This window comes from Danxiaibacter flavus, from assembly GCF_041060425.1.
GTDB classification, from domain to species: Bacteria; Bacteroidota; Bacteroidia; order Chitinophagales; family Chitinophagaceae; genus Danxiaibacter; species Danxiaibacter flavus.
Genome location: NZ_JAULBC010000003.1, coordinates 543303 through 567631, shown reverse-complemented (window position 1 = coordinate 567631; position 24329 = coordinate 543303). Strand labels below are relative to the sequence as shown.

Sequence of the window (24329 nt, the reverse complement as noted above, 5' to 3'; positions counted from 1 at the left end):
ACAATCACTCCATTTGTTTTTGATCGAAGCTGATGGTAATCATAAAAATCCAAATAATCCAAACGATTTCTTCATATGGAAGCTTCAGAAAGAGGAATAAAGAAAAGTGTTTCGATAAAAGAGATGGATCAAGTTGTTGTCCGCTTTGCCGGAGACTCCGGCGATGGTATGCAGCTAACCGGCATGCAGTTTACAGATACTGCCGCATGGTTTGGAAATGATCTGAGTACCTTTCCTGATTTTCCATCCGAAATACGTGCCCCAATAGGCACAGTGGCAGGTGTTTCAGGCTTTCAGATTAATTTTGGAAGTACTGAGATCTATACACCCGGCGACAAATATGATGTACTTGTGGCAATGAATGCTGCTGCATTAAAAGTTGATTTGCCCCGTTTAAAAAAAGGCGGCGTTATCATTGCCAACATACAAGGGTTCGATCATAAAAATTTATCGCTTGCCAAATATCCGGAGGGTATCGATCCGCTGGAAGGTAGCATAACAGATAATTATATAGTACACAAGGTAGATATTACAAGACTCACCAAAGAATGTTTGGCAGATCAGGGGCTGGGTGTTAAGGAAGTAGAGCGTTCCAAAAATATGTTTGTACTCGGTCTACTATTCTGGATGTTTGATAAACCGCTGGACTATACCTTGAGTTTCATCAAAGAAAAGTTTGGTAAAAAGCCTGAGATAGCAAACGCCAACGCCAAAGCGTTACAAGCGGGATGGAACTACGGTGAGAATACAGAGATTTTTGTTACACAATACAAGGTGGCTGCGGCAAAGTTGCCTGCGGGTACGTATCGTAACATAACAGGCAATCATGCCACAGCCATAGGCTTGATAGCAGCATCTGAAAAATCAGGATTGCCGTTGTTTTTGGGTTCTTATCCCATTACTCCTGCAACGGATATTTTGCAGGAGCTTTCAAAATACAAAGCCGACGGTGTAAAAACGTTCCAGGCCGAGGATGAAATTGCAGGTATCTGTTCGGCCATTGGAGCATCATACGCAGGCCATCTTGCCGTCACCACCACTTCTGGTCCGGGAATGTCTTTAAAAACAGAAGCCTTGGGTCTCGCCACCATGTTAGAGCAGCCTTTGGTAGTAATAGATGTTCAGCGCGGAGGGCCTTCCACGGGTTTGCCTACTAAAACAGAGCAAGCTGATCTATTAATGGCTATGCATGGCCGTCATGGCGAAGCACCTGTAATAGTGATGGCTGCATCATCGCCTTCTGATTGTTTTGAGACTGTGTTCGAAGCATGTAAGCTCTCAGTGGAACATATGACGCCAGTTATATTTTTAAGTGATGGCTATATAGCCAATGGCTCAGAACCATGGAAATTTCCTAAAGCTTCTGAAGTGAGAAATATCATGGTTTCGTTTTTGGATAGGCCCAACGGAGAAGATGGATCGTTGCAGCCATATAAACGAAATGAAAACCTGGTGCGTCCCTGGATCAAACCCGGCACCAAAGGGCTTGTTCATCGTATAGGCGGCCTGGAAAAACAGGATGGTACGGGGAACGTTTGTTACGAACCGGCTAATCATGAAACCATGATCCGGCTGAGGGCGGAGAAAGTAAAAAAAATCGCGGACAACCTTCCTTTAGCACAGCCCGAAACCGGCAATACAAATGCTAAACTATTGGTATTAGGTTGGGGATCTACTTACGGGGCTATTAAAACAGCTGTAAAGGAATTGCTCACAGAAGGTTATGATATTGCTCATGTTCATCTGCGTTATATTAATCCATTTCCCAGGAACTTAGGTGAGTTGCTGAATGGCTTCGACAAGGTTTTAATTCCGGAAATGAATTGCGGACAATTGTTACAACTGATCAGGGCAAAATACCTGGTTCCGGCAACCGGTTTTTCCAAAGTGCAGGGAATGCCTTTTACCACAGTTGAGATGAAGGAAAAAATACTTAAAACCTTAAAATCAGCGTAAATGGAAACGATTGCTACAAATGAAAAAATAAAGCTCACACCTAAAGATTTTGCGCCGGAAGCGGATGTGAAATGGTGTCCCGGTTGCGGCGATTATTCTATTTTAAAACAAGTACAAACCATCTTTCCTGATCTGGGTGTGCCGAAAGAAAATTTTGTTTTTATTTCCGGAATAGGTTGTTCATCACGTTTCACTTATTATATGGATACCTATGGTATGCACTCTATTCACGGCCGTGCTGCCGCCATTGCGTCAGGTGTAAAAGCTGCCAATCCGGAGTTAAGCGTATGGGTAATTTCCGGTGATGGTGATTCATTATCTATTGGCGGAAACCATTTCATTCATTTGATGAGGAAGAATTTTGACATAAACTACCTGATGTTCAATAATCAGATCTACAGCCTCACCAAAGGACAATACTCACCCACTTCGGAAAAAGGAAAAATAACAAAGACCTCTCCTTATGGGTCCATTGAAGAACCCTTCAATTCAATAGAGCTGGCATTAAGTGCTAAAGCATCTTTTGTAGCCCGCACACTGGACCGGGATCCTAAACATATGCAAAGCATTTTGAAGAAAGCGCATGCACATAAAGGAACTTCTTTTGTGGAAGTGTATCAAAATTGCCCGGTGTTTAACGATGGGGCTTTCTTTGCGTTCTCAGATAAGGAAACTAAAAATGAAGAAGCAATCCGGTTAGAACATGGCAAGCCGCTTTTGTTTGGAAACAATGATGAGAAAGGGATCAAACTGGATGGACTGACTCCTGTAATTGTAAACTTACAGGAGCAAAACATAAGTGTTGATGATTTGTGGATCCACGACGAAAACGATAAAACAAAAGCAATTTTCATTTCAAGATTTTTTGATACAACATTTAACGACGTCGCTTTCCCCCGGCCGTTTGGTGTAATTTATTCACAGGAAAGGCCGGTGTATGAAGAAATTCTTTCGGCCCAGATTGAAGCCCTGAATGCCTCTAAAGGACGAATGTCTTTAGACAGAATATTGTCAGGAGAAAAAACCTGGACAATATTATGATGAAGAAATAAGGGGGAGGAGGAGATATTGTTGAATAAACAATTTATCCGTGTTGTGAATAGTGAAGATGACGGTTGTGTGTGACGCTGATCTTACAACTTGAAACGTAAAACATACATCAGATAAAGTAAATATATGGGCGCTTTTTCACTAATAGTATTAACAATCGCAGCGATAGCTTTCTCAGCGGGCGGCATTTTGGCTGGTAAATTATTTACGAAAGGGAGCAGGAACGCACAGAAAGGCCAGCCATATGAATGCGGTATTCCTACACAAACTTCACCGTGGCACCAGTTTAATGTGGGGTATTATTTGTTTGCACTGCTGTTCCTCATTTTTGATGTGGAAATGGTGTTCATGTATCCCTGGGCAGTAGTAGTAAAAAAAGTAGGGATAACTGCATTGTTTGAAATACTCATTTTCATTTTTATTTTATTTATGGGCTTTCTGTACGCCCACAAAAAAGGAGCGTTGAAATGGATGTAACAGAATTAACAGCAGAGCCACAGGCTAAACAGCAGGAAGACTTTCCTGGTCGTGTGATTGTTACTCCGGGTGGCGGTATAATAGCTTCCACCATTCAGGATGTGATCAACTGGGCCCGTTCAAACTCATTGTGGCCACTCACTTTCGCTACCAGTTGCTGTGGCATTGAAATGATGAGTGTGGCATCTTCCAAATACGATTTTTCACGGTTTGGCTTTGAAGTTGCGAGAGCTTCACCCCGTCAGGCAGATGTTATCATTGTAGCCGGTACTATCGTTCAAAAGATGGCGCCGGTACTAAAGCGGTTGTATGACCAAATGGCCGATCCCAAATACGTTATAGCAATGGGTGCCTGCGCCATTAGCGGCGGTCCGTTCTTTTACAATACCTATTCTGTAGTAAAAGGCGCAGACCATGTGATACCAGTTGATGTATATATACCGGGCTGTCCTCCCCGTCCTGAAGCCTTGCTTCATGCGTTGATCACATTACAGGGAAAAATAAAAAGCGGATTGACAAGAGAACAAATAAAAGCAAATCCAATTCAGCTATGACAAACGAAGTAATAAAAGAGTTGGTTTCCGGCCCCCTGCCTTCCGCAACCTTTGATGAAAGCGGGGAATGGCTTACCATTCAGATTGATGCGGCACAATGGAAGCAGCTGGCAACATTGCTGTATAATGCGCCTTATCATTTCGATTATTTGTTTTGCCTGACCTGTGTAGACTGGAAAACACATTTTACAACAGTGTATCATCTAACATCTACCTGCCACAGGCAGGCAATAGTTGTCAAAGCAAAAGTTGACAGAAACGACCCGCAGATAGAAACTGTTTCTGATATATGGAAAACCGCAGACTTTCATGAACGGGAAGTATTTGACTTATTTGGTGTACGGTTTATAAATCATTCTGATCTAAGACGATTAATCTTAACAGAAGACTTCGAAGGTTATCCATTGCGTAAAGACTTTGAGGACCCTGTTAACATGATAAAATTATAAAGCTTCATTCCCGCAAGCGGGACACACATGAGCCATTATGTATACAGAAACACAGATTGTTAATAATAGTGACGACGAATTGGTTGTAAATGTAGGCCCCCAGCATCCCGCTACACATGGCGTGTTGCACCTCGTGATTACACTGCAGGGAGAGACGATAAAAAAGGTTGAACCGCATCTGGGTTATATCCATCGCTCTATTGAAAAAATGTGTGAAAGCCTTACCTACAGGCAATTTATTTATGCCACCAGCCGCATGGATTACCTTTCTGCCCACATCAACAATCACGCATGTGCATTAACGGTAGAAAAGGGTTTACAAATAGAAGTGCCGCAAAGAGCGCAGTATATACGTGTTATTATGGATGAGCTTACACGTATAGCCTCACACGAATTGTGGTGGGGTGCCATGGCTATGGATCTGGGCGCCTTTACACCTTTCTTTTATGCTTTCAGGGAGCGTGAAATGATCACCGAAATAATGGAAGAAACCTGTGGTGCACGACTCACCATGAATTACATGGTACCCGGTGGAGTGATGACAGATCTTCATCCTGATTTTCAAAAAAAGGTTAAGGCGTTTATTCAACTCTTCAGGTCGAAAATCGATGAATATGATGAGTTGGTGACAGGCAACATTATTTTCCAGAATCGCATGAAGGGAGTAGGTTATTTATCCAAAGAAGATGCCATATCCTACGGTTGTACCGGAGCCGTCGCCAGGGCCAGCGGCGTATCCTGCGATATTAGAAAACTATATCCTTACGACGTATATGACAAAGTAGCCTTTGATGAAATTTTAGAAACGGAAGGCGATTCGTTTGCCCGGTATATGATACGCATGCGGGAAATGAAAGAATCGATAAAGATGATCGAACAGTTGATTGACAACATTCCCGAAGGTGATTACCAGGCAAAGACCAAGGCTGTATTAAAATTGCCGAAAGGTGATTTCTACACAAGGGTAGAAACAGCCAGGGGCGAGCTGGGCGTCTACATTGTAAGCGAAGGCGCTACAACGCCTTACAGGATTAAGTTCCGCTCACCGGGCTTCTCCAATCTTTCCGCTTTGGATCAAATGGCGAGAGGTGGCAAATTGGGTGACCTGATGGCAACAATGGGAACACTGGATTTGGTAATACCCGATATTGACAGATAATTTTTTAAAGTAAAAAAGCAAAAGTAAAAAGTAAAAAAAAGCAGCCTGGCTAGTATTGAGTCGTTTGTTGCTTGAGAGAAATATCAACAGAACTGCCTCTTGCAGTTTTTTGACTTTTTAATTTTTCCTTTTGACTTACTAATAACTCACAACTTCTATGTACAGTTTGCACGCCATAACAAATTCCGTTCAAAACTGGCTGAACGCCAGGTTAAGCTCCACATGGGTTTTGATAATAGAAAGCCTTATTGTAATTGTATTAGCCATTGCTTTATTTGCTGCTTTAGGTTTAATACTGGTTTGGCTTGAAAGAAAAGTGGCAGCACACATGCAAATTCGTCTCGGGCCCAATCGCCTGGGGCCGGCAGGTATTTTTCAGACGTCGGCCGATACACTGAAGCTGATTTTGAAAGAAGGATTAACACCCGATGGCGCCGATAAATTCCTGTTCAACTTCGCACCGTTTGTAGTAATGATCGTCGCCATGCTGTTGCTTGCTCCCATTGCCTTTGCCAATGGCTTTCAAATCTGGAACATAAATATTGGTGTGCTATATATATCCGCCATTTCCTCACTATCTGTAATAGGTATTCTGATAGCAGGATGGGCAAGCAACAACAAATATTCATTGCTTGGTGCCATGCGTAGCGGTGCGCAGATTGTAAGTTACGAGCTTTCGGCAGGACTCTCCATTCTCACGATTGTTGTACTTACAGGCAGCCTGCAAATGACAGATATTGTTCAGGCCCAGCAAAACGGCTGGTGGATATTTAAGGGACATATACCCGTCATTATAGCATTCATCATATTTATAATTGCAGCAACCGCCGAAACAAACAGGGCGCCATTCGATTTGGCAGAGGCGGAGTCCGAGCTTACGGCAGGTTTTCATACCGAGTACTCCGGAATGAAGTTCGCATTGTTTTTCCTGGCTGAGTACATTAATATATTTATTGTGTGTGCCATTGGAGCCACGCTTTTCCTCGGTGGCTGGATGCCTTTTCACATGGGCAACTGGACACAGTTTAACCATGTTATGGATTTTATACCATCATCCATTTGGTTCTTTGGAAAAACCTTCTTTTTGATTTTTCTGATCATGTGGTTCCGGTGGACATTTCCAAGATTGCGGGTTGACCAATTGTTAAACCTGGAATGGAAGTATTTGTTGCCTGTCAGTCTTTTCAATTTGCTGTTGGTAACGCTTATCGCCATTATGAACTGGCATTTTTAAAACCAGGAATTAACAGGTATTATTCACTTAGTGTGAGGGGTATCTATAAAATATTTAAACGCTAACAATGTTTATTAAAGAATACATATCGGAAATCGCAAAAGCCACAAAATCGCTGTGGACCGGGATGAAGCTCACCGGGCATTATTTTGTGCGGCCGAAAACAGTTATTACGCAGCAATATCCTGATAACCGCGATACACTAAAAATGGCGGACCGGTTTCGTGGTGAAGTCACAATGCCGCATGATGAAAATAATCAGCATGCCTGCACCGGCTGTACAGCTTGCGAGCTCGCCTGCCCCAATGCGACCATTAAAGTGATTACAAAATTTGAACTGACGCCGGAAAACAAAAAGAAAAAAGCGCTGGACACTTTCGTCTATCACCTGGATATGTGTACACTCTGCGGCTTATGCGTGGATGCATGCCCCTCCGGCGCTATTCAGATGGGGCAAAATTTTGAGCATAGTGTTTACGACCGCAGCACGTTAACAAAAAAATTAAATAAACCCGGTTCAAAAATCAGGGAGGGAGTTGAATAATGGATACTTCTGCAATCATATTTTATGCTATCGCTGCTTTTACACTCGTAATGGGTTTGATGGCAGTAACATCATCAAAAATTTTTCGATCTGCCATTTGGCTTTTACTGTCAATGGTGGGTATTGCCGCACTTTATTTTTGGATGCAGGTAGAATTTATTGCCGCTGTTCAAATTATCGTATATGTCGGCGGCATTGTTGTTTTAATCATTTTTTCCATTTTCCTTACACAGCAGGCGGGTACAAAAATGCCCGGGCCATCGCTAAAGCGCATCATTGCCTCTGCACTAGCAGCGCTTTTTGGGCTCACTTTTTCTTTTAACCTTATTAACCATTATGGTTTTAGCAGTGCCGCTTCGCAACCTTTCAGCCTGTCAGTAAGTGATATAGGTGTACAAATGCTAAGCACAACGGAACATGGTTATATCCTGCCTTTTGAAGTAGTAAGTCTGCTGCTCTTATCCGCGATGGTTGGCTGTATTGTGATCGCCCTAAAACCACCAAAAGAGAATGTAGAAAGGACCGTAGCAGCACCGGAAAATATAACTGTAAATATCACCGAGCCAGAAGAAGAAAATGTAAACGTCAATATTCGTGAACCATTAATTATAACGGAGGTTTAAATGAGCACGGTACCACTGACTCATATTTTATTTGTAAGCACGGCTTTGTTCTTTATAGGAATGTACGGCTTGTTTACACGCCGCAATATGATCACCATGCTGATGTCGGTCGAATTGATATTAAACAGCGTGAACATCAATTTTGTTGCATTTAATAAATATCTGTATCCGCAAAAAGCGGATGGTATATTCTTTACCATATTCATCATAACAATTGCTGCTGCAGAAGCGGCCGTGGCTATCGCTATCATTATTAATTTATACAGGACCCACAAATCCATTGATGTAGATGACGCAACGGAACTTAAATGGTAACGATTAAATGTCAATGGTTTTATTTATAAAAAATTAAAACAAAGTCCCGTTTCCTTTGTGAAAGAACGGGTGAGGCTTATGAACTATCAACAATATCTTTTACCGGTTCTCTTGCTTCCGCTGGCGTGTTTTTTATTGCTTGGGCTGTTTGGAAAAAAACATTTAAAAAATGCGTCCGGTGTTATCGGTACGGCATCCATGTTTGCTGTTACAATAATTTCGGTATTGGTAGCCGGCCGGTATTTTTTTGCGGACGGGAAAGTGGATGGCGTTTATCAGCACCTTATTGCCTATAAATACAACTGGCTGGCATTTTCGCCAACACTGTCTATTGATATGGGTGCCATTGTTGACCCTATATCAATGATGATGATAGTAGTGGTTAGTTTTATATCTCTCATGGTACACATATTCAGTCTTGGATATATGAAGGGAGAAGAACGTTTTACTACTTACTATGCATATCTTTCATTGTTCACCTTCTCTATGTTAGGGTTAGTGCTTTCATCCAATATTTTCCAGATGTATATTTTCTGGGAGTTAGTGGGTGTTTCCTCATTCCTCTTAATTGGTTTCTATTATAATAAACCTTCCGCAGTTGTCGCTTCAAAAAAAGCATTTATGGTTACCCGCTTTGCCGACTTCGGATTTTTAATAGGCATCCTGGTACTAAGTTTTTATGGAGGTACGTTGGATTTTAATGCGCTCATTCAACGACTCACGGCACCTCAATCCGGTGAATTTGTAAGCATTACAACAGCATCTTTTCTTGGTATATCCATGCTTACGTGGGGATTATGCCTCGTGTTTGTAGGCGGCGCGGGAAAATCGGCTATGTTTCCACTGCACATCTGGCTGCCGGATGCTATGGAGGGGCCAACGCCCGTATCTGCATTAATACATGCGGCGACAATGGTGGTAGCCGGTGTTTATCTCGTAGCAAGATTGTTTCCTGTTTTCGCCATTGATGTACCGGCTTTACAAATTGTTACATGGGTAGGTGCTATATCAGCCCTGGTTGCCGCAATTATTGCCTGCACACAAACCGATATCAAACGGGTACTCGCATACTCTACCATGTCGCAAATCGGCTACATGATGTTCGCCCTGGGCATATCGCGTTATGGTGGTGAAAACGGATTGGGCTATACAGCATCTCTGTTTCACTTATTTACACACGCGTTCTTCAAATCGCTATTGTTCCTGGGTGCAGGGGTAATTATCCATTTTGTCCATAGCAACGATCTAAAAGATATGGGTGGCCTGCGCAAGCTTATGCCTGTAACACATATTGCATTCCTGGTGGCCTGCCTTGCCATTGCAGGTGTGCCGCCGTTTGCGGGTTTTTTCAGCAAGGAAGAAATCCTTACAGCCTCATTCCATTCCAATAAAATTATTTATGCCATTGCGTTGTTCACCGCAGTACTTACGGCATTTTATATGTTCCGTTTATATTTTTCAATTTTCTGGAGAAAAGAAGCTACCGTACATGGCACGCATAATGCAGATGGAACGGCTTCCATGAAGATTCCATTGATTGTTTTAATGATCTGCTCCGTAGGCGCAGGCCTTGTTCCAATTACCAAAATGGTGACTTCAGACGGTGTGCCGCTGGAAACACACATGGATGTATTATTTTCTCTTGTGCCCATTGTGCTCGTGTTGTTTGCTATATTTTTTGCTGCACGCATGTATAAAAAAGAAAACGGATCTGCCGGTAAAATGGCGGTGGCTTTTGGCAGCTTTTACAAAGCAGCAACAAAGAAATTTTATGTTGATGAAATTTATCTTTTCATCACCCGCAAAGTTATTTTCAATTTGATTGGCCGGCCGGCCGCCTGGATTGACAGGAATATAATCGATGCTTTTGTAAATGGAGTGGCTGCAACTACAGCTAGAATCTCTGGTCTTATTAAAGGGTTGCAATCGGGCAAGGTACAAACATACGCCTTGTACTTTTTCTCAGGTATTGCAGGATTGGCTGTTTTATTTATTTATCTCTGGAAATAATTAGTCATATGAATCTAACACTTCTTATCATAGTGCCTTTTCTCACCGCAATTGCTGTTCTTTTTTGCAAAGGATTAAAGCAGGTAAGAACGGTATCGCTGGCAGGTGCCGCGGTACAATTGGCATTGGTCGTATTTCTGCTCATAGCATACTGGCAACAGCATACTTCAGGCGGTAGTCAGTTTTTGTTTGAATCGAATGTTATGTGGTTTAAGCCACTTAATATTAATTATCATGTGGGCATTGATGGTATATCACTTGCTATGATTACGCTCACCGCTTTGGTGGTTCTTGCCGGAACACTTGTTTCGTGGAGCACGGAGAAGCTGAGTAAAGAATTTTTCTTTTTACTGGCACTACTAAGCATGGGGGCTTATGGCTTCTTTATTTCGCTTGATCTGTTTACCATGTTCTTCTTTTTGGAAGTAGCCGTTGTTCCCAAGTTTTTGCTGATCGGCATTTGGGGAAGCGGAAAAAAAGAATACAGCGCCATGAAGCTGGCATTAATGCTCATGGCCGGGTCTGCACTGGTATTTGTCGGGCTTGCAGGCATTTATTTTCAGGCAAACTCATTTGACGTTATACAAATTGCGGGGATGCATATTCCGTTATCCGTTCAAAAAACATTTTTTCCTTTTGCATTTATCGGCTTCGGCATTTTTACGGCGCTGTTTCCGTTTCACACATGGGTGCCTGATGGTCACTCCTCCGCACCAACGGCAGCCTCCATGTTTTTAGCAGGTATATCCATGAAGCTGGGCGGATACGGGTGCTTACGTGTGGCTACATATTTAATGCCCGATGCGGCACATAGCTATGCATGGATAATTATTCTACTGGCAACTATCGCAATTATATACGGAGCCTTTGCGACGATGATGCAAACGGATTTGAAATACATCAATGCCTATTCTTCTGTAAGCCACTGTGGTTTTGTACTGCTCGGTATTGGTATGCTTACGAAAACATCTGTTAATGGTGCCGTATTGCAAATGGTGTCGCACGGTTTAATGACGGCTCTTTTCTTCGCTGCCATTGGTATGATTTACAGCCGTACACATACAAGACAGATAGCGCAATTAGGCGGGCTGCTGAAGGTTACGCCGTTTATTTCTACCGTGTTTACAATTGCAGGTTTATGCTCACTGGGACTTCCCGGATTCAGCGGCTTTGTAGCCGAAATGACTGTATTTATGGGTTCCTGGCAAAATCCTGATGCCTGGTATCGTTTTGCTACTATTTTGGCCTGCGCCTCCATCGTGGTTACGGCAGTTTATATATTAAGAGCAACCGGAAGATCAATTATGGGGCCTTTGAATGCATCATACAATCAACTAACCGATGCATCATGGAATGAGAAGCTGGCTGCAGGTGTGTTGATCACAGGGATTGTAATAATGGGTGTTGCTCCTTTTTTAATTACGAAGCTGATAGCACCTTCAACAGATGTTATTATGAATAAGGTATTGACGATGGTAAAATAGCAGTATGTGATGCTGTTATTACGGGGACGGGCAGGCAACGGCCGCTTAATAGCACCGTGCCGCCGGGGTTCAGAAAAAATAAGAACTAATCAACATAAACGAGCAAACAATGTGGACTGATTTTTTGATACTCATGAAACAGGAAATGGCTGTAATCGCCATGATTTTTATACTACTGTTTATGAAACTGGGAAGAGACAGAAGCAACGAAAGTTTTATGAACACAATGAATGTGTTGTTGCTGCTGAATTTGATTCTGGGTTTTGTATTCAATCATGAGGGAATATTGTTTAATGAAATGTTTCGAACCAGCAGGCTGATAGCATTTGAAAAAAATATTCTCAACCTGGCGATGCTGATCATTTCGTTGCAGTCCTACTCATGGCTCAAAACGAATAAGCATGTGCCGGAGTTTTATATTTTAATGCTCTCGTCATTGTTGGGAATGTTCTTTATGATTTCTTCGGGCAACCTTCTTATGTTCTACCTGGGTTTGGAAATGTCAACTATTCCATTAGCGGCAGCGGCCAATTTTGATTTGACAAAGCGGCGTTCATCAGAAGGGGCCATGAAACTGATCTTTTCATCTGCTTTTTCGTCAGCATGTTTGTTGTTTGGAATTTCCATGCTGTATGGTACCACCGGCACATTGGTATTTTCTGAACTGCCACACCTGATAAACAACAATCCGCTACAACTATTCGCTTTCATATTAATTATTGCCGGATTTGCTTTTAAAATATCGGTGGTGCCATTTCACCTGTGGACAGCTGATGTATATGAAGGCGCCCCGGTTGCGGTAACTTCATTTTTATCTGTGGTATCAAAAGGAGCGGTACTGTTTGCATTTGTCTCGGTGCTGTATACTGTATTCAGCCCGCTGGCAAAAGTATGGTATAATATGTTGTTCATCTTGTCGTTGCTCACGATAATTACAGGTAATCTGTTTGCAATAAGGCAGGAAAATTTCAAGCGCTTTCTTGCTTTTTCGTCCATTGCACAGGTAGGTTTTATACTGGTAGGTATTTCCCGAAGCTCCGATATTTCAACTACCTCGGTTATATACTTTGTACTGATCTATGTTTTCTCCAATCTTGCAGCATTTGGCGTAGTATCATTGGTGACTGCGGTTACTGGTAAAGAAAACATCAGCGACTACAAGGGATTTTACAAAACCAATCCCGGCTTATCCTGGGTGCTTACGATTGCCCTATTTTCATTGGCTGGTGTGCCTCCGACAGCAGGCTTTTTCGGAAAATTCTTTTTGCTGATAGCGGGAGCAGGCAAAGGGAATTATGTATTGATAAGCATTGCCGCGGTAAATATCGTTATCTCGCTTTATTACTATTTACGTGTGGTAAAAGCAATATTTATGGACGCAAATCCAACACCACTTCCATCTATCCGGACACCGCTTATGCCAAAGCTGGCATTCATTGTATGTGTAGCAGGTGCTGTAACAATAGGTGTGGTGAGCCCGGTTTACGATTATATTTATTCGCTAATAGTATTGCGTTAAGTGCAAATTTGCGCTTTTGTAATCCGGGAATCGTCAAACGTAAATCGAGAATTGATGGTCTGTTATTTGACACTTGTAATTAACATAGCGCTAGCGAGTACATGTGTCGTGAGCATGCTTTTTTAATTTTAAATTTTTAATTTTTCCTTCCGCCATGGCTATTAATAAAAATCATGAGTTTGATGACTTACAGGGAGTAAAGTGTGCAATAGTAGAAAAGAACGTTTCGCAGGAGCGTGCTGATTTTTTGAAAACACTTCTTGAATTTAACGGATACACGGTAATAGTAGCACCGGCGCCTCCGCCCAAAGCAGCACCGGCCTCTGTTGAAGAGAGTGCGCCTGTTGCAGCTCCCCCGGCAAGTTTTATTGTTGGCGTTACTGATCTTACATTTAGCTCTGTTCTGGCTGTTTTTGGACGCCAGTTACATACAAAAGGTGGCCATGTTGTTTCGTTGGCATACTGGCAGCAAAAAGAAGCTGTATCAAATGATGAAGTGCCTTACTATGAGAAGAAGTATTAATGACGAAGTCACAAGCAACATTGACATTGCTTTCTAATTTGAATGTGGGTAAACACAGAAAATTTATTCATGTCAGGTATTAACATCGCAGGAATTTATTTGTTCTCCTAAACGCAACGTACCGGGCATCTGCACAACGGCATGAGTGGAGACTTGTGAAAGCCTTTAAAGATAATTTTCTGATATAATCGGGTAATTTATTTATTAGAATTAATTCTAATTTTGAGCGTGATCAATCTGCACGTCGCCAAATGAAACCCGAAATACCCAATGATGAGATAATACTACAGCAATTAAAGGAAGGAGATGAGTCAGCCCTGGAGATGGTATATGACAAGTATTGGAAAAAGCTGTTTCATCTTGCTTTGCAAAAAGTAAAGGATAAACTGGTTGCTGAAGAAATTGTTCAAACGGTACTTATAGATGTTTGGGAAAAACGAAACAGTGTAGAAATAAATGACCTGGCAAAATATCTTTTTAGTGCCATCAAATACCAGGTGTTGAGTTATTACAAGACGGTTTTGTTGCATGAAAAACACCACAAAATTATTGCCAGTCAAACGTCTGTTCAACAGCCTCCGCAAATACCTGTCTCTTTGGAAGAATTACACGGCATAATCAACAACGTAATTAATAGCTTGCCACCTAAAACAAGAGAAGTGTTTTTATTAAGCCGTGAAAAAAAGCTCTCCAATAAAACGATATCAGCCAGATTAGAGATATCAGAAAAATCAGTCGAATATCACATTACCCGGTCTCTTCGGGCATTTCGTATGTGTTTAAAAGGTTTTATGGGTTTGTTGCTGACCGTTGCAATAGTAGTCAGCTGTCAGCTATCAGCAGTCAGCTGTCAGCCATGATAGGTCCGGATTCGATCTCTTCTCAGCCATTATGAATACTGAATTATAGTCATGATGGTTCACCTAAACTTATATTTCCATCTATGCCTTCTATGCAACTAGTGAATAGTGAATGGTCAATGGTGAAGGGCACAAACTGGCTGAGTAAATGTATACTGCTTTAGCCATTATTAGTCTCCGACGTAACTTCTTGTGCGCCCTTATATACCTTATACGGTTCAAAAAACTTCGCTTCGGTCAGCTTTAGGCTTTGAGCTTTAAGCTTTATCAGTTGTTTACAAAGAAACGTTGGCGCGGCCGACACCTTGCTTATATGGTTCAGAAATATATTTACCGTGGATCTAAAAAAGCTATCAGCAGTCAGCTATTAGCTATCAGCCATGATAGATCCGGATTCGATCTCTTCTCAGCCATTATGAATGCTGAATTATAGTCATGAAGTTTCACCCAAACTTATATTCCCTTATATGTCTTATATGGTTCAGAAATATATTTACGGTGGCTCTAAAAAGTTATCAGCTATCAGCAGTCAGCTATCAGCCATGATAGGTCCGGATTCTATCTCTTCTCAGCCATTATGAATGCTGAATTATAGTCATGATGTTTCACCCAAACTTATATTCCCTTATATGTCTTATATGGTTCAGAAATATATTTTAAGCGGATCTAAAAAGCTATCAGCTATCAGCCGTCAGCTGTCAGCCATGATAGGTCCGGATGCTATCTCTTCTCAGCCATTATGAATGCTGAATTATAGTCATGATGTTTCACCCAAACTTATATTCCCTTATATGTCTTATATGGTTCAGAAATATATACGGTGGATCTAAAAAAGCTATCAGCTATCAGCCATGATAGGTCCGGATTTTATCTCTTCTCAGCCATTATGAATGCTGAATTATAGTCATGATGTTTCACCCAAACTTATATTCCCTTATATGTCTTATATGGTTCAGAAATATATTTATGGTGGATCTAAAAAAGCTATCAGCAGTCAGCTATCAGCCATGGTAGGTCCGGATTCGATCTCTTCTCAGCCATTATGAATGCTGAATTATAGTCATGATGTTTCACCCAAACTTATATTTCCTTATATGACTTATATGGTTCAGAAATATATTGATGGTGGATCTAAAAAAGCTATCAGCTATCAGCTATCAGCCGTCAGCTATCAGCCATGGTAGGTCCGGATTCTATCTCTTCTCAGCCATTATGAATGCTGAATTATAGTCATGATGTCTCACCCAAACTTATATTCCCTTATATGTCTTATATGGTTCAAAAAACATCGCTTCGGTCAGTTTTGAGCTTTAGGCTTTGGGCTTTAAGCTTTATCAGTTGTTCACAAAGAAACGTTGGCGCGGCCGACACCTTTTATGGTTCAAAAATATATTTATGGTGGATCAAAAAAAATTAGACTGTCTCTTAGGGATAGATGCACTTTAGGTTACTTATAAGAAAGGGTTGCTTGTCATACCCTTGAATGCCAAGCTTTATTTTGTTTGAAAATGGCGAAAAATGAATTCGGACAGTTGTTAAAGAAATACCTGGACGGGAATTGTTCAAAGGAGGAGCGTTTTTTTATAGACCAATGGTTTGATTTGCCGGATGATGAAACAACCATACTGCAGGTAGATAGGGATGAATTGGAAACGATCCGGGAGCGTTTATGGAGTAAAATTCATGCTGCACAGCAGACGCAAGCACCCATTATTCCTTTAAGAAGGTATTCTCGTTATGTCAAATGGATTGTGGCCGCATCTGTTATTGTTGCTATGCTCATTGTCTGGTTATCTTATTATCAGCATACAGGAATGACAAGTGATGAAATGTACCTGGCTGAAAAAATAAATGAAGGCATGCAGGAAAAAGTGAATACAACTACAAACCCTGTAACAATACAACTTGAGGACAGCAGTATTGTTACCCTTATGCCAAAGGCAAGGTTTGTATATCCGAAAAAATTTGCTTTAAAAGAAAGAATTGTTTACCTGGAAGGAGAAGCTTTTTTTGAAATAAGCAAAGACAAAGCCCGGCCTTTCATGGTGTACAACAAAGTCACGGTTACCAAAGTTGTAGGAACCAGTTTTTTTGTAAGAACCAACGAAAAACAGGTGGTTGTTACGGTTGTAACAGGAAAAGTAGCTGTTTATGAAAACAAGCAAATAAACAGCATAAAACAGCCGGTTATAACCATCACACCCAATCAGCAGGCTGTATTTAATAAATACGATAAAAAATTTGCAACTGCGCTTGCTGAAAATCCTGTAATGGTAAGCATGCCTGGAAAAAAAGAACTGTTGTTTAACAACAGCCCCTTGCATAAAGTTTTGCAGGATTTAGGCGATGCATACAATGTACATATTGTTGTAAAAAACAATGCCCTGAACAATTGTCCTTTTACCGGTGATGTATCAGATGCCAATCTCTCGCTTTATCAAAAACTGGATATTATTTGTTTGTCAATAAATGCGTCTTATACTATCGATCATCTTGATATTGTTATTGCCGGCAAAGGCTGTGATTAAACTCTATACCAAAATTGTAAGCCTTTAAATATAACTGTCATGTAAATAGTATTGTAACATAAACCCTAAAAAAAGCAGGCAATAGTACCAGTATTGCCAGCCGGACGGCTTTTGTCTAAACCAGATTGCTTAATACAAAAACGTATTGAAAATTATGAAGAAAAGTCCAATTCCCTCTATGACCTTTCTGTTGAAAACGGGAGTGATGGCATTATGTGTCACATTTCTTTTTATAAATGTATTATTTGCCAGGAGAATATTGTCACAGGAAGTTCTTGAAAAAAAAGTAACCCTCATTGTACAAAACCAAAAGCTGGAGACGGCAATAAATATGCTTGAGGAGCAAGTAGGTATAAAATTCAATTACAGCTCCAGAGTAATTGATATAAATAAAAAAGTAAGTTTTTCTCTCAGCAATATGACTTTAAAAAGCCTGTTGGATGGTTATTTTAAAACCATTGGTATTGGATATAAATTGGTTAATAACCATATAGTGCTGTTTGAAGAAAATTCTTCAGATCTATTAGATGTTTTACACGGTGCTGTTTTTGCCGACAATATAAACGGCCGGGTAGTGGATGAAAATGGTAATCCCGTTAACGCAGCATCAATAACAATAAAAGGAACTACAAGAGGAACAACAACAAATGAAAAAGGAGAGTTTACATTGAGGGCCGAAACAGGTGATGTGCTGGAGATAATCTCACTAAACTTTACACCGTCTTCCTATATAGTTAAATCTCACGATAAGGATATTCTTATTACCCTGACTGCAGTAATTGGTGATCTGGCGGATGTAGTAGTTATAGGTTATGGTGTTCAGAAAAAAGAAGCATTAACCGGTGCTATAGGTGTAATTAAAGCTTCACAGCTTGGCGACAGGGTTAGTGCTTCTCCGGCAACGTTGCTGCAAGGATTAACCCCTGGTGTAAATGTAATGCAGTCAGGCGGATATCCCGGTGCCGGTGCCGGTATTAAAATAAGAGAAGTTGCTTCGTGGAATGGAACCACCGATCCGTTGTTTGTGATTGATGGGATAATCCGTGATAAGAATGTATTTGCTGCATTAAACCCTGCAGATATAGATAATATAAGTATCCTGAAAGATGCAGCTTCTGCATCCATTTATGGTATGCAGGCTGGTAATGGCGTTGTATTGGTTACCACCAAACGCGGTAGTTCAGAAAAAACACAAATTTCATACAGCGGCTCATACACATTTAATAAGCCTACTGTAATACCGGGCCGCATGAGTGCTTATGATAATTTTGCGTTTCACAATTCAATTTTATCACAAAGAAATATACCACAAACAGATCCTCAGTATTATACGCCTGATGAACTGGAGTATTTTAAAACTCATTCGTACGATTGGCTGGCGAATACCTGGCAAACGCCGAATAATACCAATCACCTTTTGTCTGTAAGTGGCGGTTCCAAGGCCATCAGGTATTATGTTTCCGGGGGGTATTTAAGTCAAAATGGGGCTACTTCCAACAGTTATAATAAATACAATCTGATTGCAAAATTAGACGGGCAGATAAACAGTTCCCTGAGTTTTATGCTGGATCTGAATGCGTCATGGGATAATGGCAGCCGTCCTTACTGGCCGGCTGATGGAGGCGCACTTAACCTGGGTAATACGTATAACCGTATTTTAATGGTGATTCCCAGCCGTCCCGATTTTATAAACGGTTTGCCGGTGGGCAACCTTGATAATACAAACGTTGCAAACCTTGCCAAAGGGGCAGGGGGATACATAAGGCCTGCCAATAATTATCTGTCGCCTACTTTTCAATTAAAATATAATATTCCGGGCATAAAAGGGTTATCGGCGAAAGGCGTATTTGCATATAATACATATAACGGGTATTCGCGCACTTTTGCAAACGCACCCTATATCTATTATTTTAAAACTGCGGGAGAGCATAAACATATAATAACGGACCAACTGGATTCTTCCCGCGCCGGCGGCTACAAAGTGCTGGATGGAGCTGTAGTTGCAGGCACGGGCGCCCCTCAGCAATTATCTGAAACATGGCAGAAAAACAGCAATTATCAACTTGACCTGATGCTCAATTATGCAAGAGCATTTGGTAAACATAATATAAGCGGATTTATTGGATATGAGCAATTATCCGGCAAAGGGCAAATTATTAGCGGACGAGCCGCTTACTACAACAATATCGATTACCAGCAAATTGACGGAGGCTCTACTTCAAGTGTAAACAGGTACGTAAGCGGAAATCAGCAAAACCTGAATGGACAGGCCTCTTATTTTGGCCGGCTTGATTATAACTATGATGGCAGGTATATGATTGGGGTTACTTTCAGGGCAGACGGCTCATACATTTTCCCGCCTGATAAGCGTTGGGGTTATTTTCCCGCAGCATCAGCAGCATGGAATATCTCCAATGAATCTTTTTTTCAGGCTTATAAAAAGACCATCGATTACTTAAAGCTGAGGGTATCATATGGGCTTACAGGTTCCAATAATACCAATCCCTGGCAATGGCAACAAGCGTATAATTTTAAAGCCAGCTCAGGCGCTTACATTGGAAATTCTATGACTCCGGGCATATCGCTCGGCGGTACAACCAATCCCAATATTACCTGGGAGAAAAATTACAATACCAATGTGGGTATTGATATCGCACTTCCTGACAGGCTGGTAAGTGCAACTGTTGAATACTGGTATAAAAAAACAACGGATATACTAGGCGCCCGGAATGCATCCGTACCTGCAACTGTCGGCGCAACACTTCCTGCAGTAAATTACGGACAGGCTTCAGCTAAAGGATGGGAGATAAATGTTAATCACGAGAAGCAGTTTGACGACTTCTTTTACAAAGCAGGGATTAACTGGTCTACATCTTCAAATAAATATTTACTGGTTGACCAGCCCACATCTGTGCGGTCTTTGGATAATAAAATCGGCAACCCGGTAAATGGGTTAATTACCGGTTATGTAAGTGAAGGTATTATTAGAACACAGGCACAGGCGGACGCCATTCTCGCTAAAACTCCCGGCTTTACAACTTTTGGCTATAAGCCTCAGCCAGGCATGCTGCTGTATAAGGATATAAGAGGGCCGTATGGCAAGGACACGCCTGATGGAATAATTGATGCGAATGATCAAATACCCATTTCTTACAACAGTGTGCCCCGCATAAATTATGGTTTCAATATTACTGCAGGATGGAAAAATATTCAGGTCACTGCCATCTTTGCTGGCATGGCAAAATATGATATTATGCCTGTGCAGACATTTGCAAGAGATCCGTATACCCTTCAGGGATATAATACTTTATCCATGTGGAAAGATGCATGGACTCCCCAAACGGCAGAAACAGCAACGTTACCCAGTGCTGCAATGAATGATGTTTCGGGCATGAGCAATGCAGAAGTGCAGTCCACTTTCTGGTTGACGAATGGCGCTTTTTTAAGATTTAAAACATTGCTTATTAACTATAATCTTCCCGCTAAATGGTTTAAGAATACGCAGTTGCAAAGTGCACGGTTTTACTTCAATGCAGAAAACCTGTTTTGTTGGAACCATACCGGTTATTATGATCCGGAATTGGGGGGAGATTTCAGACTGTATCCGCTAATGAAGAATTTCACTTTTGGAGCTAATATCAATTTTTAATTCAGTAATTAATGATAAAATGACAAGAACTATCACAACTATAAAAATAACCGCTGCCTTAATGTGCGCTTCTTTACTCATTGGCTCCTGCAACAAGGTTTTTGATGTTGATAGAGCGGGCGGCGTGGTTACACCCGACAAGCAATGGTCTTCACAAAGTAATATTGAATATTACATAAACAATCTCTACAGCATATTACCGGCATGGAACAGAAATGAAGTTATTTCAGCCGAATGCGGTGGCGGTACACCTTCAGCGCTGAAAGGTACAGCGCAGGTTGTTGACGACTATCCCGATTTTGCTAAATCGGCATGGGCGTCTTCCTACAGCAATATAAGAGCATTGAATACCTTTTTTGCAAACATCGATAATGCAAAAAGTTTTTTAGATGCTCCAACCTATAACGCATTTAAAGGGCAGGCTTATTTTTTCAGAGCTTACACTTACTATCAAATGGTAAAAGTGCTTGGCGGCGTACCTATTATAACCACGGTTGAAGATCCCTTTGCAGATATAAATACGCTTATGGTTCCCAGGAATTCAAGTTTGGAATGCTTTAATTATATATGTGGCCAGTTGGATTCTGCGATCATGTTGCTGCCTTCCAAATGGGATCTCAATAATACGGGACGAGTTACCAAAGGTGCTGCGATGGCCGTGAAAGGAGAGGTGCTGTTGCTTAAAGCAAGCCCATTATTTTGCAAAACAAAAAACGACGGCTATTGGAAAGATGCTTACAATGCTTTAACAGCTGCTAAGCAAGAGTTGGATGCAAACGGTTATGGTTTGTATGAGGACAATACTTTAAAAGCAACAGAAAATGTATGGTATAACAAAGATGCCGCAGCAAAAGAAATGGTTCTATATATGAGGTACCATTACCCCGACAAAACAAACGGTATTCAAATGGCGCAAAGGCCGCTTACACAAAGCTCAGGAGATGCGGGACGTGGTGAACCAACATGGGAAATGGTTAAAGCTTTTCCGATGAAAAACGGTAAAAACATAACAGATCCTTCATCCGGCTATAATGAAGGGCAATATTGGGTTAACCGCGATCCCCGTTTTTACAACGCTGTTGTTTATAATGGATGCAGGTATGATTTTGCCAACGTTCCCAGGATACAATGGGTATTTCAGATATATGTAGATCTTGATGGTTACAGGAGCTGGAATTCTACAGGTTTTTATTCGCGCAAAGAAATTGATACTACGCTGGGTTCTTCTGTCTGGAACCAACAGGCTTTTGATTGGCCCATTATACGGTATGCAGAAGTATTATTAAACCTTGCAGAAGCTGCCAATGAAGTTGGTCGTTCACCGGAAGCTCGTCCGTTATTGATCAGTATAAGGAAGCGCGCCAAAATAGATGCAGGCGATGGCAGCTATGGTTTGAATGCCGGCGTCGGAACAGATTACCAGGCAACCCTGGATGCCATTCTGCACGAAAAACAAATAGAATTTTATCTTGAAGGAAAACGGTTTTGGGACTTAAGGCGAAGAAGATTGTTTAGTGTATTAAACAATATCGGCACAATACATGCCTGGGGGCCATCACTGAATGTTCCGGCGGCGCAATCTTATGGCATAAACACATCAGTTACTAACAGCGAGGTCATTGGCCAATTATCAAAAATAATGCTGAATCCACCAGCTTCATTAGACATCAATAAATTCTTGCAGGATATTACTATTTATTCACTTGCCCAGGCTGACCGGACATACAGCGGCACTATAGACATTAAGGACAACTATTATTTCAGGCCCATGCATCCGGATTGGCTTTCACAAAATCCCAAACTAAAACAAAATATTGGCTGGGATAACGGAGATTTTGATCCTGTTATTCAGTAGCAGAAATGTTATTATGAACCAAACAGCATTGCTACTATTGGGCGTCTGTTGCGTCGCACACTTCAGCTATATCAATAAACTGAACAAGGTGTATTAACCTGCCATAATTGTCGCATTGTAAAAAGTGCAAAGCTGCATGGTAGAAACGCCATGCAGCTTGTTTATTTTAATGTGATTGTTTTTCTTTCTCGCAAGCCTCTAACTTTCTACTATCCTGTATACCAGTTAAAGAATGCTATTTCTGTATGTTATAAAACTACCGATTGGTATATTGTACGAAAAAACTTCCCTTATCTCATGAACTATATTTCTTAAACACCGAACAACCAATATGTCCACCAAACCCAAACGTATTGCTCAATGCAAAGTTTACTTCTTTTGTTTTTGATGCGCCTAATGTTAAATCGAACTTATCTGCAAAATCACGTTCTACTTGCGTTGTGTTGATTGTTGGAGGAATAATGTTTTCACTCACTGCTTTTATGCATGCAATAGCTTCTATTGCACCGGCTGCGCCAAGCAAATGCCCCGTCATGGATTTTGTTGCACTGATTGAAGCATGTGGGTTTACACCAAATACGGATTCAATTGCTTTGAGTTCACTTAGGTCGCCTGTAGGTGTGGATGTTGCATGCACATTAATATAATCAACCTCGCCTGGTGATATATTGGCTTCTTCCAGTGCCAGCTTCATGCCCAATTGGGCTCCGGCGCCTTCGGGATGTGTGCCTGTTATATGATACGCATCAGCTGCCAATCCGCCTCCAACGATCTCGGCAATAATTGGTGCATTCCGTTTCATCGCATGATCATAACTCTCAAGAATAATGGCGCCTGCACCTTCACCTAATACAAAGCCATCTCTTTCAATATCAAAAGGCCTTGATGCCTGCAAATAATTTTCATTGTTGGTGGACATTGCTTTGGAGGCGTTAAATCCGCCTATGGAGCTTTCTGTAATCGATGCCTCCGAGCCGCCTGTAATGATCATGTCGGCCTTGTTCCAACGGATATAATTGAATGCATCAATAATCGCTGTATTGCTTGCAGAGCATGCTGCTACTGTTGTATAGTTCACGCCCCGTAAACCGTATTTGATAGAGATAATGCCTGATGCAATATTGATGATCCTTTTCGGGATGAAATAGGGATTAAAACGCGGTATTCCGTTGCCCGATTTGTATTCGGCGAACTGCTCTTCAAAAGTAGAAACACCGCCGTCTCCGGACGCCCAGATAACGCCAATCCTGTCTTTGTTAAGTGTGTCAAAGTTTATTGCTGCATTCGATACAGCTTCATAAGCCGATGCAAGTGCGTATTGCGTGAACAGATCATATTTCCTAATCTCTGCTTTTTCCATGGTTTGCAGCGGATCAAAATTTTTGACCTCGCAGGCAAACTTTGTCTTGAAATTGGTAGCGTCAAATTTGGTGATCAGGTTTGCCCCGCTTACACCATTGATCAGTGAGTTCCAGAATTCAGTAACGCTGTTGCCTAATGGCGTAACCGCGCCAAGTCCGGTAATAACAACTCTTTTCAT

19 protein-coding genes are annotated in these 24329 nt (G+C 41.3%); 18 read left to right on the top strand and 1 reads right to left on the bottom strand.

Annotated elements, in window-relative coordinates; all coding sequences use genetic code 11:
• The first annotated feature begins 75 nt into the window (after window positions 1–75).
• From QTN47_RS12655 to QTN47_RS12570, 18 genes are all read left to right on the top strand, one after another.
• Entirely contained in the window at window positions 76–1956 is a 1881-nt protein-coding gene (locus QTN47_RS12655) for a 2-oxoacid:acceptor oxidoreductase subunit alpha (RefSeq protein WP_369329749.1), read from the top strand.
• Window positions 1957–2997 carry a 2-oxoacid:ferredoxin oxidoreductase subunit beta gene (locus QTN47_RS12650; RefSeq protein ID WP_369329748.1) on the top strand — a complete coding sequence of 347 codons (1041 nt, stop codon included), beginning with the start codon at window positions 1957–1959 and terminating at the stop codon, window positions 2995–2997. It abuts the gene before it with no gap.
• Window positions 2998–3132: 135 nt separating this feature from the next.
• The gene (locus QTN47_RS12645; RefSeq protein WP_369329747.1) at window positions 3133–3483 is read left to right on the top strand and encodes an NADH-quinone oxidoreductase subunit A; all 351 of its coding nucleotides are present in this window, start codon (window positions 3133–3135) and stop codon (window positions 3481–3483) included.
• A complete protein-coding gene (locus QTN47_RS12640) occupies window positions 3474–4037 on the top strand; it encodes an NADH-quinone oxidoreductase subunit B (RefSeq protein ID WP_369329746.1) in 564 nt (187 codons plus the stop codon). The genes QTN47_RS12645 and QTN47_RS12640 overlap by 10 nt, the downstream gene beginning before the upstream one ends.
• Window positions 4034–4486, top strand: coding sequence for an NADH-quinone oxidoreductase subunit C (locus QTN47_RS12635; protein WP_369329745.1), 453 nt, complete (start codon window positions 4034–4036; stop codon window positions 4484–4486). Before QTN47_RS12640 ends, QTN47_RS12635 begins: the two co-directional genes overlap by 4 nt.
• A 37-nt stretch (window positions 4487–4523) precedes the next feature.
• Window positions 4524–5645, top strand: a complete 1122-nt coding sequence (locus tag QTN47_RS12630) for an NADH-quinone oxidoreductase subunit D (RefSeq protein WP_369329744.1) — start codon at window positions 4524–4526, stop codon at window positions 5643–5645.
• Window positions 5646–5802: 157 nt separating this feature from the next.
• Window positions 5803–6879: an NADH-quinone oxidoreductase subunit NuoH gene (gene nuoH / locus QTN47_RS12625; RefSeq protein WP_369329743.1), complete on the top strand. Its 1077-nt coding sequence runs from the start codon at window positions 5803–5805 to the stop codon at window positions 6877–6879.
• A 67-nt stretch (window positions 6880–6946) separates the two neighbouring features.
• A complete protein-coding gene (locus QTN47_RS12620) occupies window positions 6947–7423 on the top strand; it encodes a 4Fe-4S binding protein (protein ID WP_369329742.1) in 477 nt (158 codons plus the stop codon).
• Entirely contained in the window at window positions 7423–8046 is a 624-nt protein-coding gene (locus tag QTN47_RS12615) for an NADH-quinone oxidoreductase subunit J family protein (protein ID WP_369329741.1), read from the top strand. The genes QTN47_RS12620 and QTN47_RS12615 overlap by 1 nt, the downstream gene beginning before the upstream one ends.
• On the top strand, window positions 8047–8361 hold the full coding sequence (gene nuoK, locus QTN47_RS12610) for an NADH-quinone oxidoreductase subunit NuoK (protein WP_369329740.1): 315 nt from the start codon (window positions 8047–8049) through the stop codon (window positions 8359–8361). It begins immediately after the preceding gene.
• Window positions 8362–8439: 78 nt separating this feature from the next.
• The gene (gene nuoL / locus QTN47_RS12605) at window positions 8440–10371 is read left to right on the top strand and encodes an NADH-quinone oxidoreductase subunit L (RefSeq protein ID WP_369329739.1); all 1932 of its coding nucleotides are present in this window, start codon (window positions 8440–8442) and stop codon (window positions 10369–10371) included.
• Window positions 10372–10379: 8 nt separating this feature from the next.
• The gene (locus QTN47_RS12600; RefSeq protein WP_369329738.1) at window positions 10380–11855 is read left to right on the top strand and encodes a complex I subunit 4 family protein; all 1476 of its coding nucleotides are present in this window, start codon (window positions 10380–10382) and stop codon (window positions 11853–11855) included.
• Between the two features lie 109 nt (window positions 11856–11964).
• Window positions 11965–13374 carry an NADH-quinone oxidoreductase subunit N gene (locus QTN47_RS12595; RefSeq protein ID WP_369329737.1) on the top strand — a complete coding sequence of 470 codons (1410 nt, stop codon included), beginning with the start codon at window positions 11965–11967 and terminating at the stop codon, window positions 13372–13374.
• Window positions 13375–13528: 154 nt separating this feature from the next.
• Window positions 13529–13897 (top strand): hypothetical protein, encoded by a 369-nt coding sequence (locus QTN47_RS12590; RefSeq protein ID WP_369329736.1) that lies wholly within the window; start codon window positions 13529–13531, stop codon window positions 13895–13897.
• A gap of 251 nt (window positions 13898–14148) precedes the next feature.
• Complete coding sequence (locus tag QTN47_RS12585) at window positions 14149–14757, top strand: sigma-70 family RNA polymerase sigma factor (RefSeq protein WP_369329735.1); 609 nt, start codon at window positions 14149–14151, stop codon at window positions 14755–14757.
• A 1508-nt stretch (window positions 14758–16265) separates the two neighbouring features.
• Entirely contained in the window at window positions 16266–17285 is a 1020-nt protein-coding gene (locus tag QTN47_RS12580) for a FecR family protein (protein ID WP_369329734.1), read from the top strand.
• Between the two features lie 154 nt (window positions 17286–17439).
• Entirely contained in the window at window positions 17440–20934 is a 3495-nt protein-coding gene (locus QTN47_RS12575) for a SusC/RagA family TonB-linked outer membrane protein (RefSeq protein ID WP_369329733.1), read from the top strand.
• 19 nt (window positions 20935–20953) lie between these two features.
• Window positions 20954–22789, top strand: a complete 1836-nt coding sequence (locus tag QTN47_RS12570; RefSeq protein ID WP_369329732.1) for a RagB/SusD family nutrient uptake outer membrane protein — start codon at window positions 20954–20956, stop codon at window positions 22787–22789.
• A 295-nt stretch (window positions 22790–23084) separates the two neighbouring features.
• Here QTN47_RS12570 and fabF read toward each other — a convergent pair whose 3' ends face one another.
• Entirely contained in the window at window positions 23085–24329 is a 1245-nt protein-coding gene (gene fabF / locus QTN47_RS12565; RefSeq protein ID WP_369329731.1) for a beta-ketoacyl-ACP synthase II, read from the bottom strand.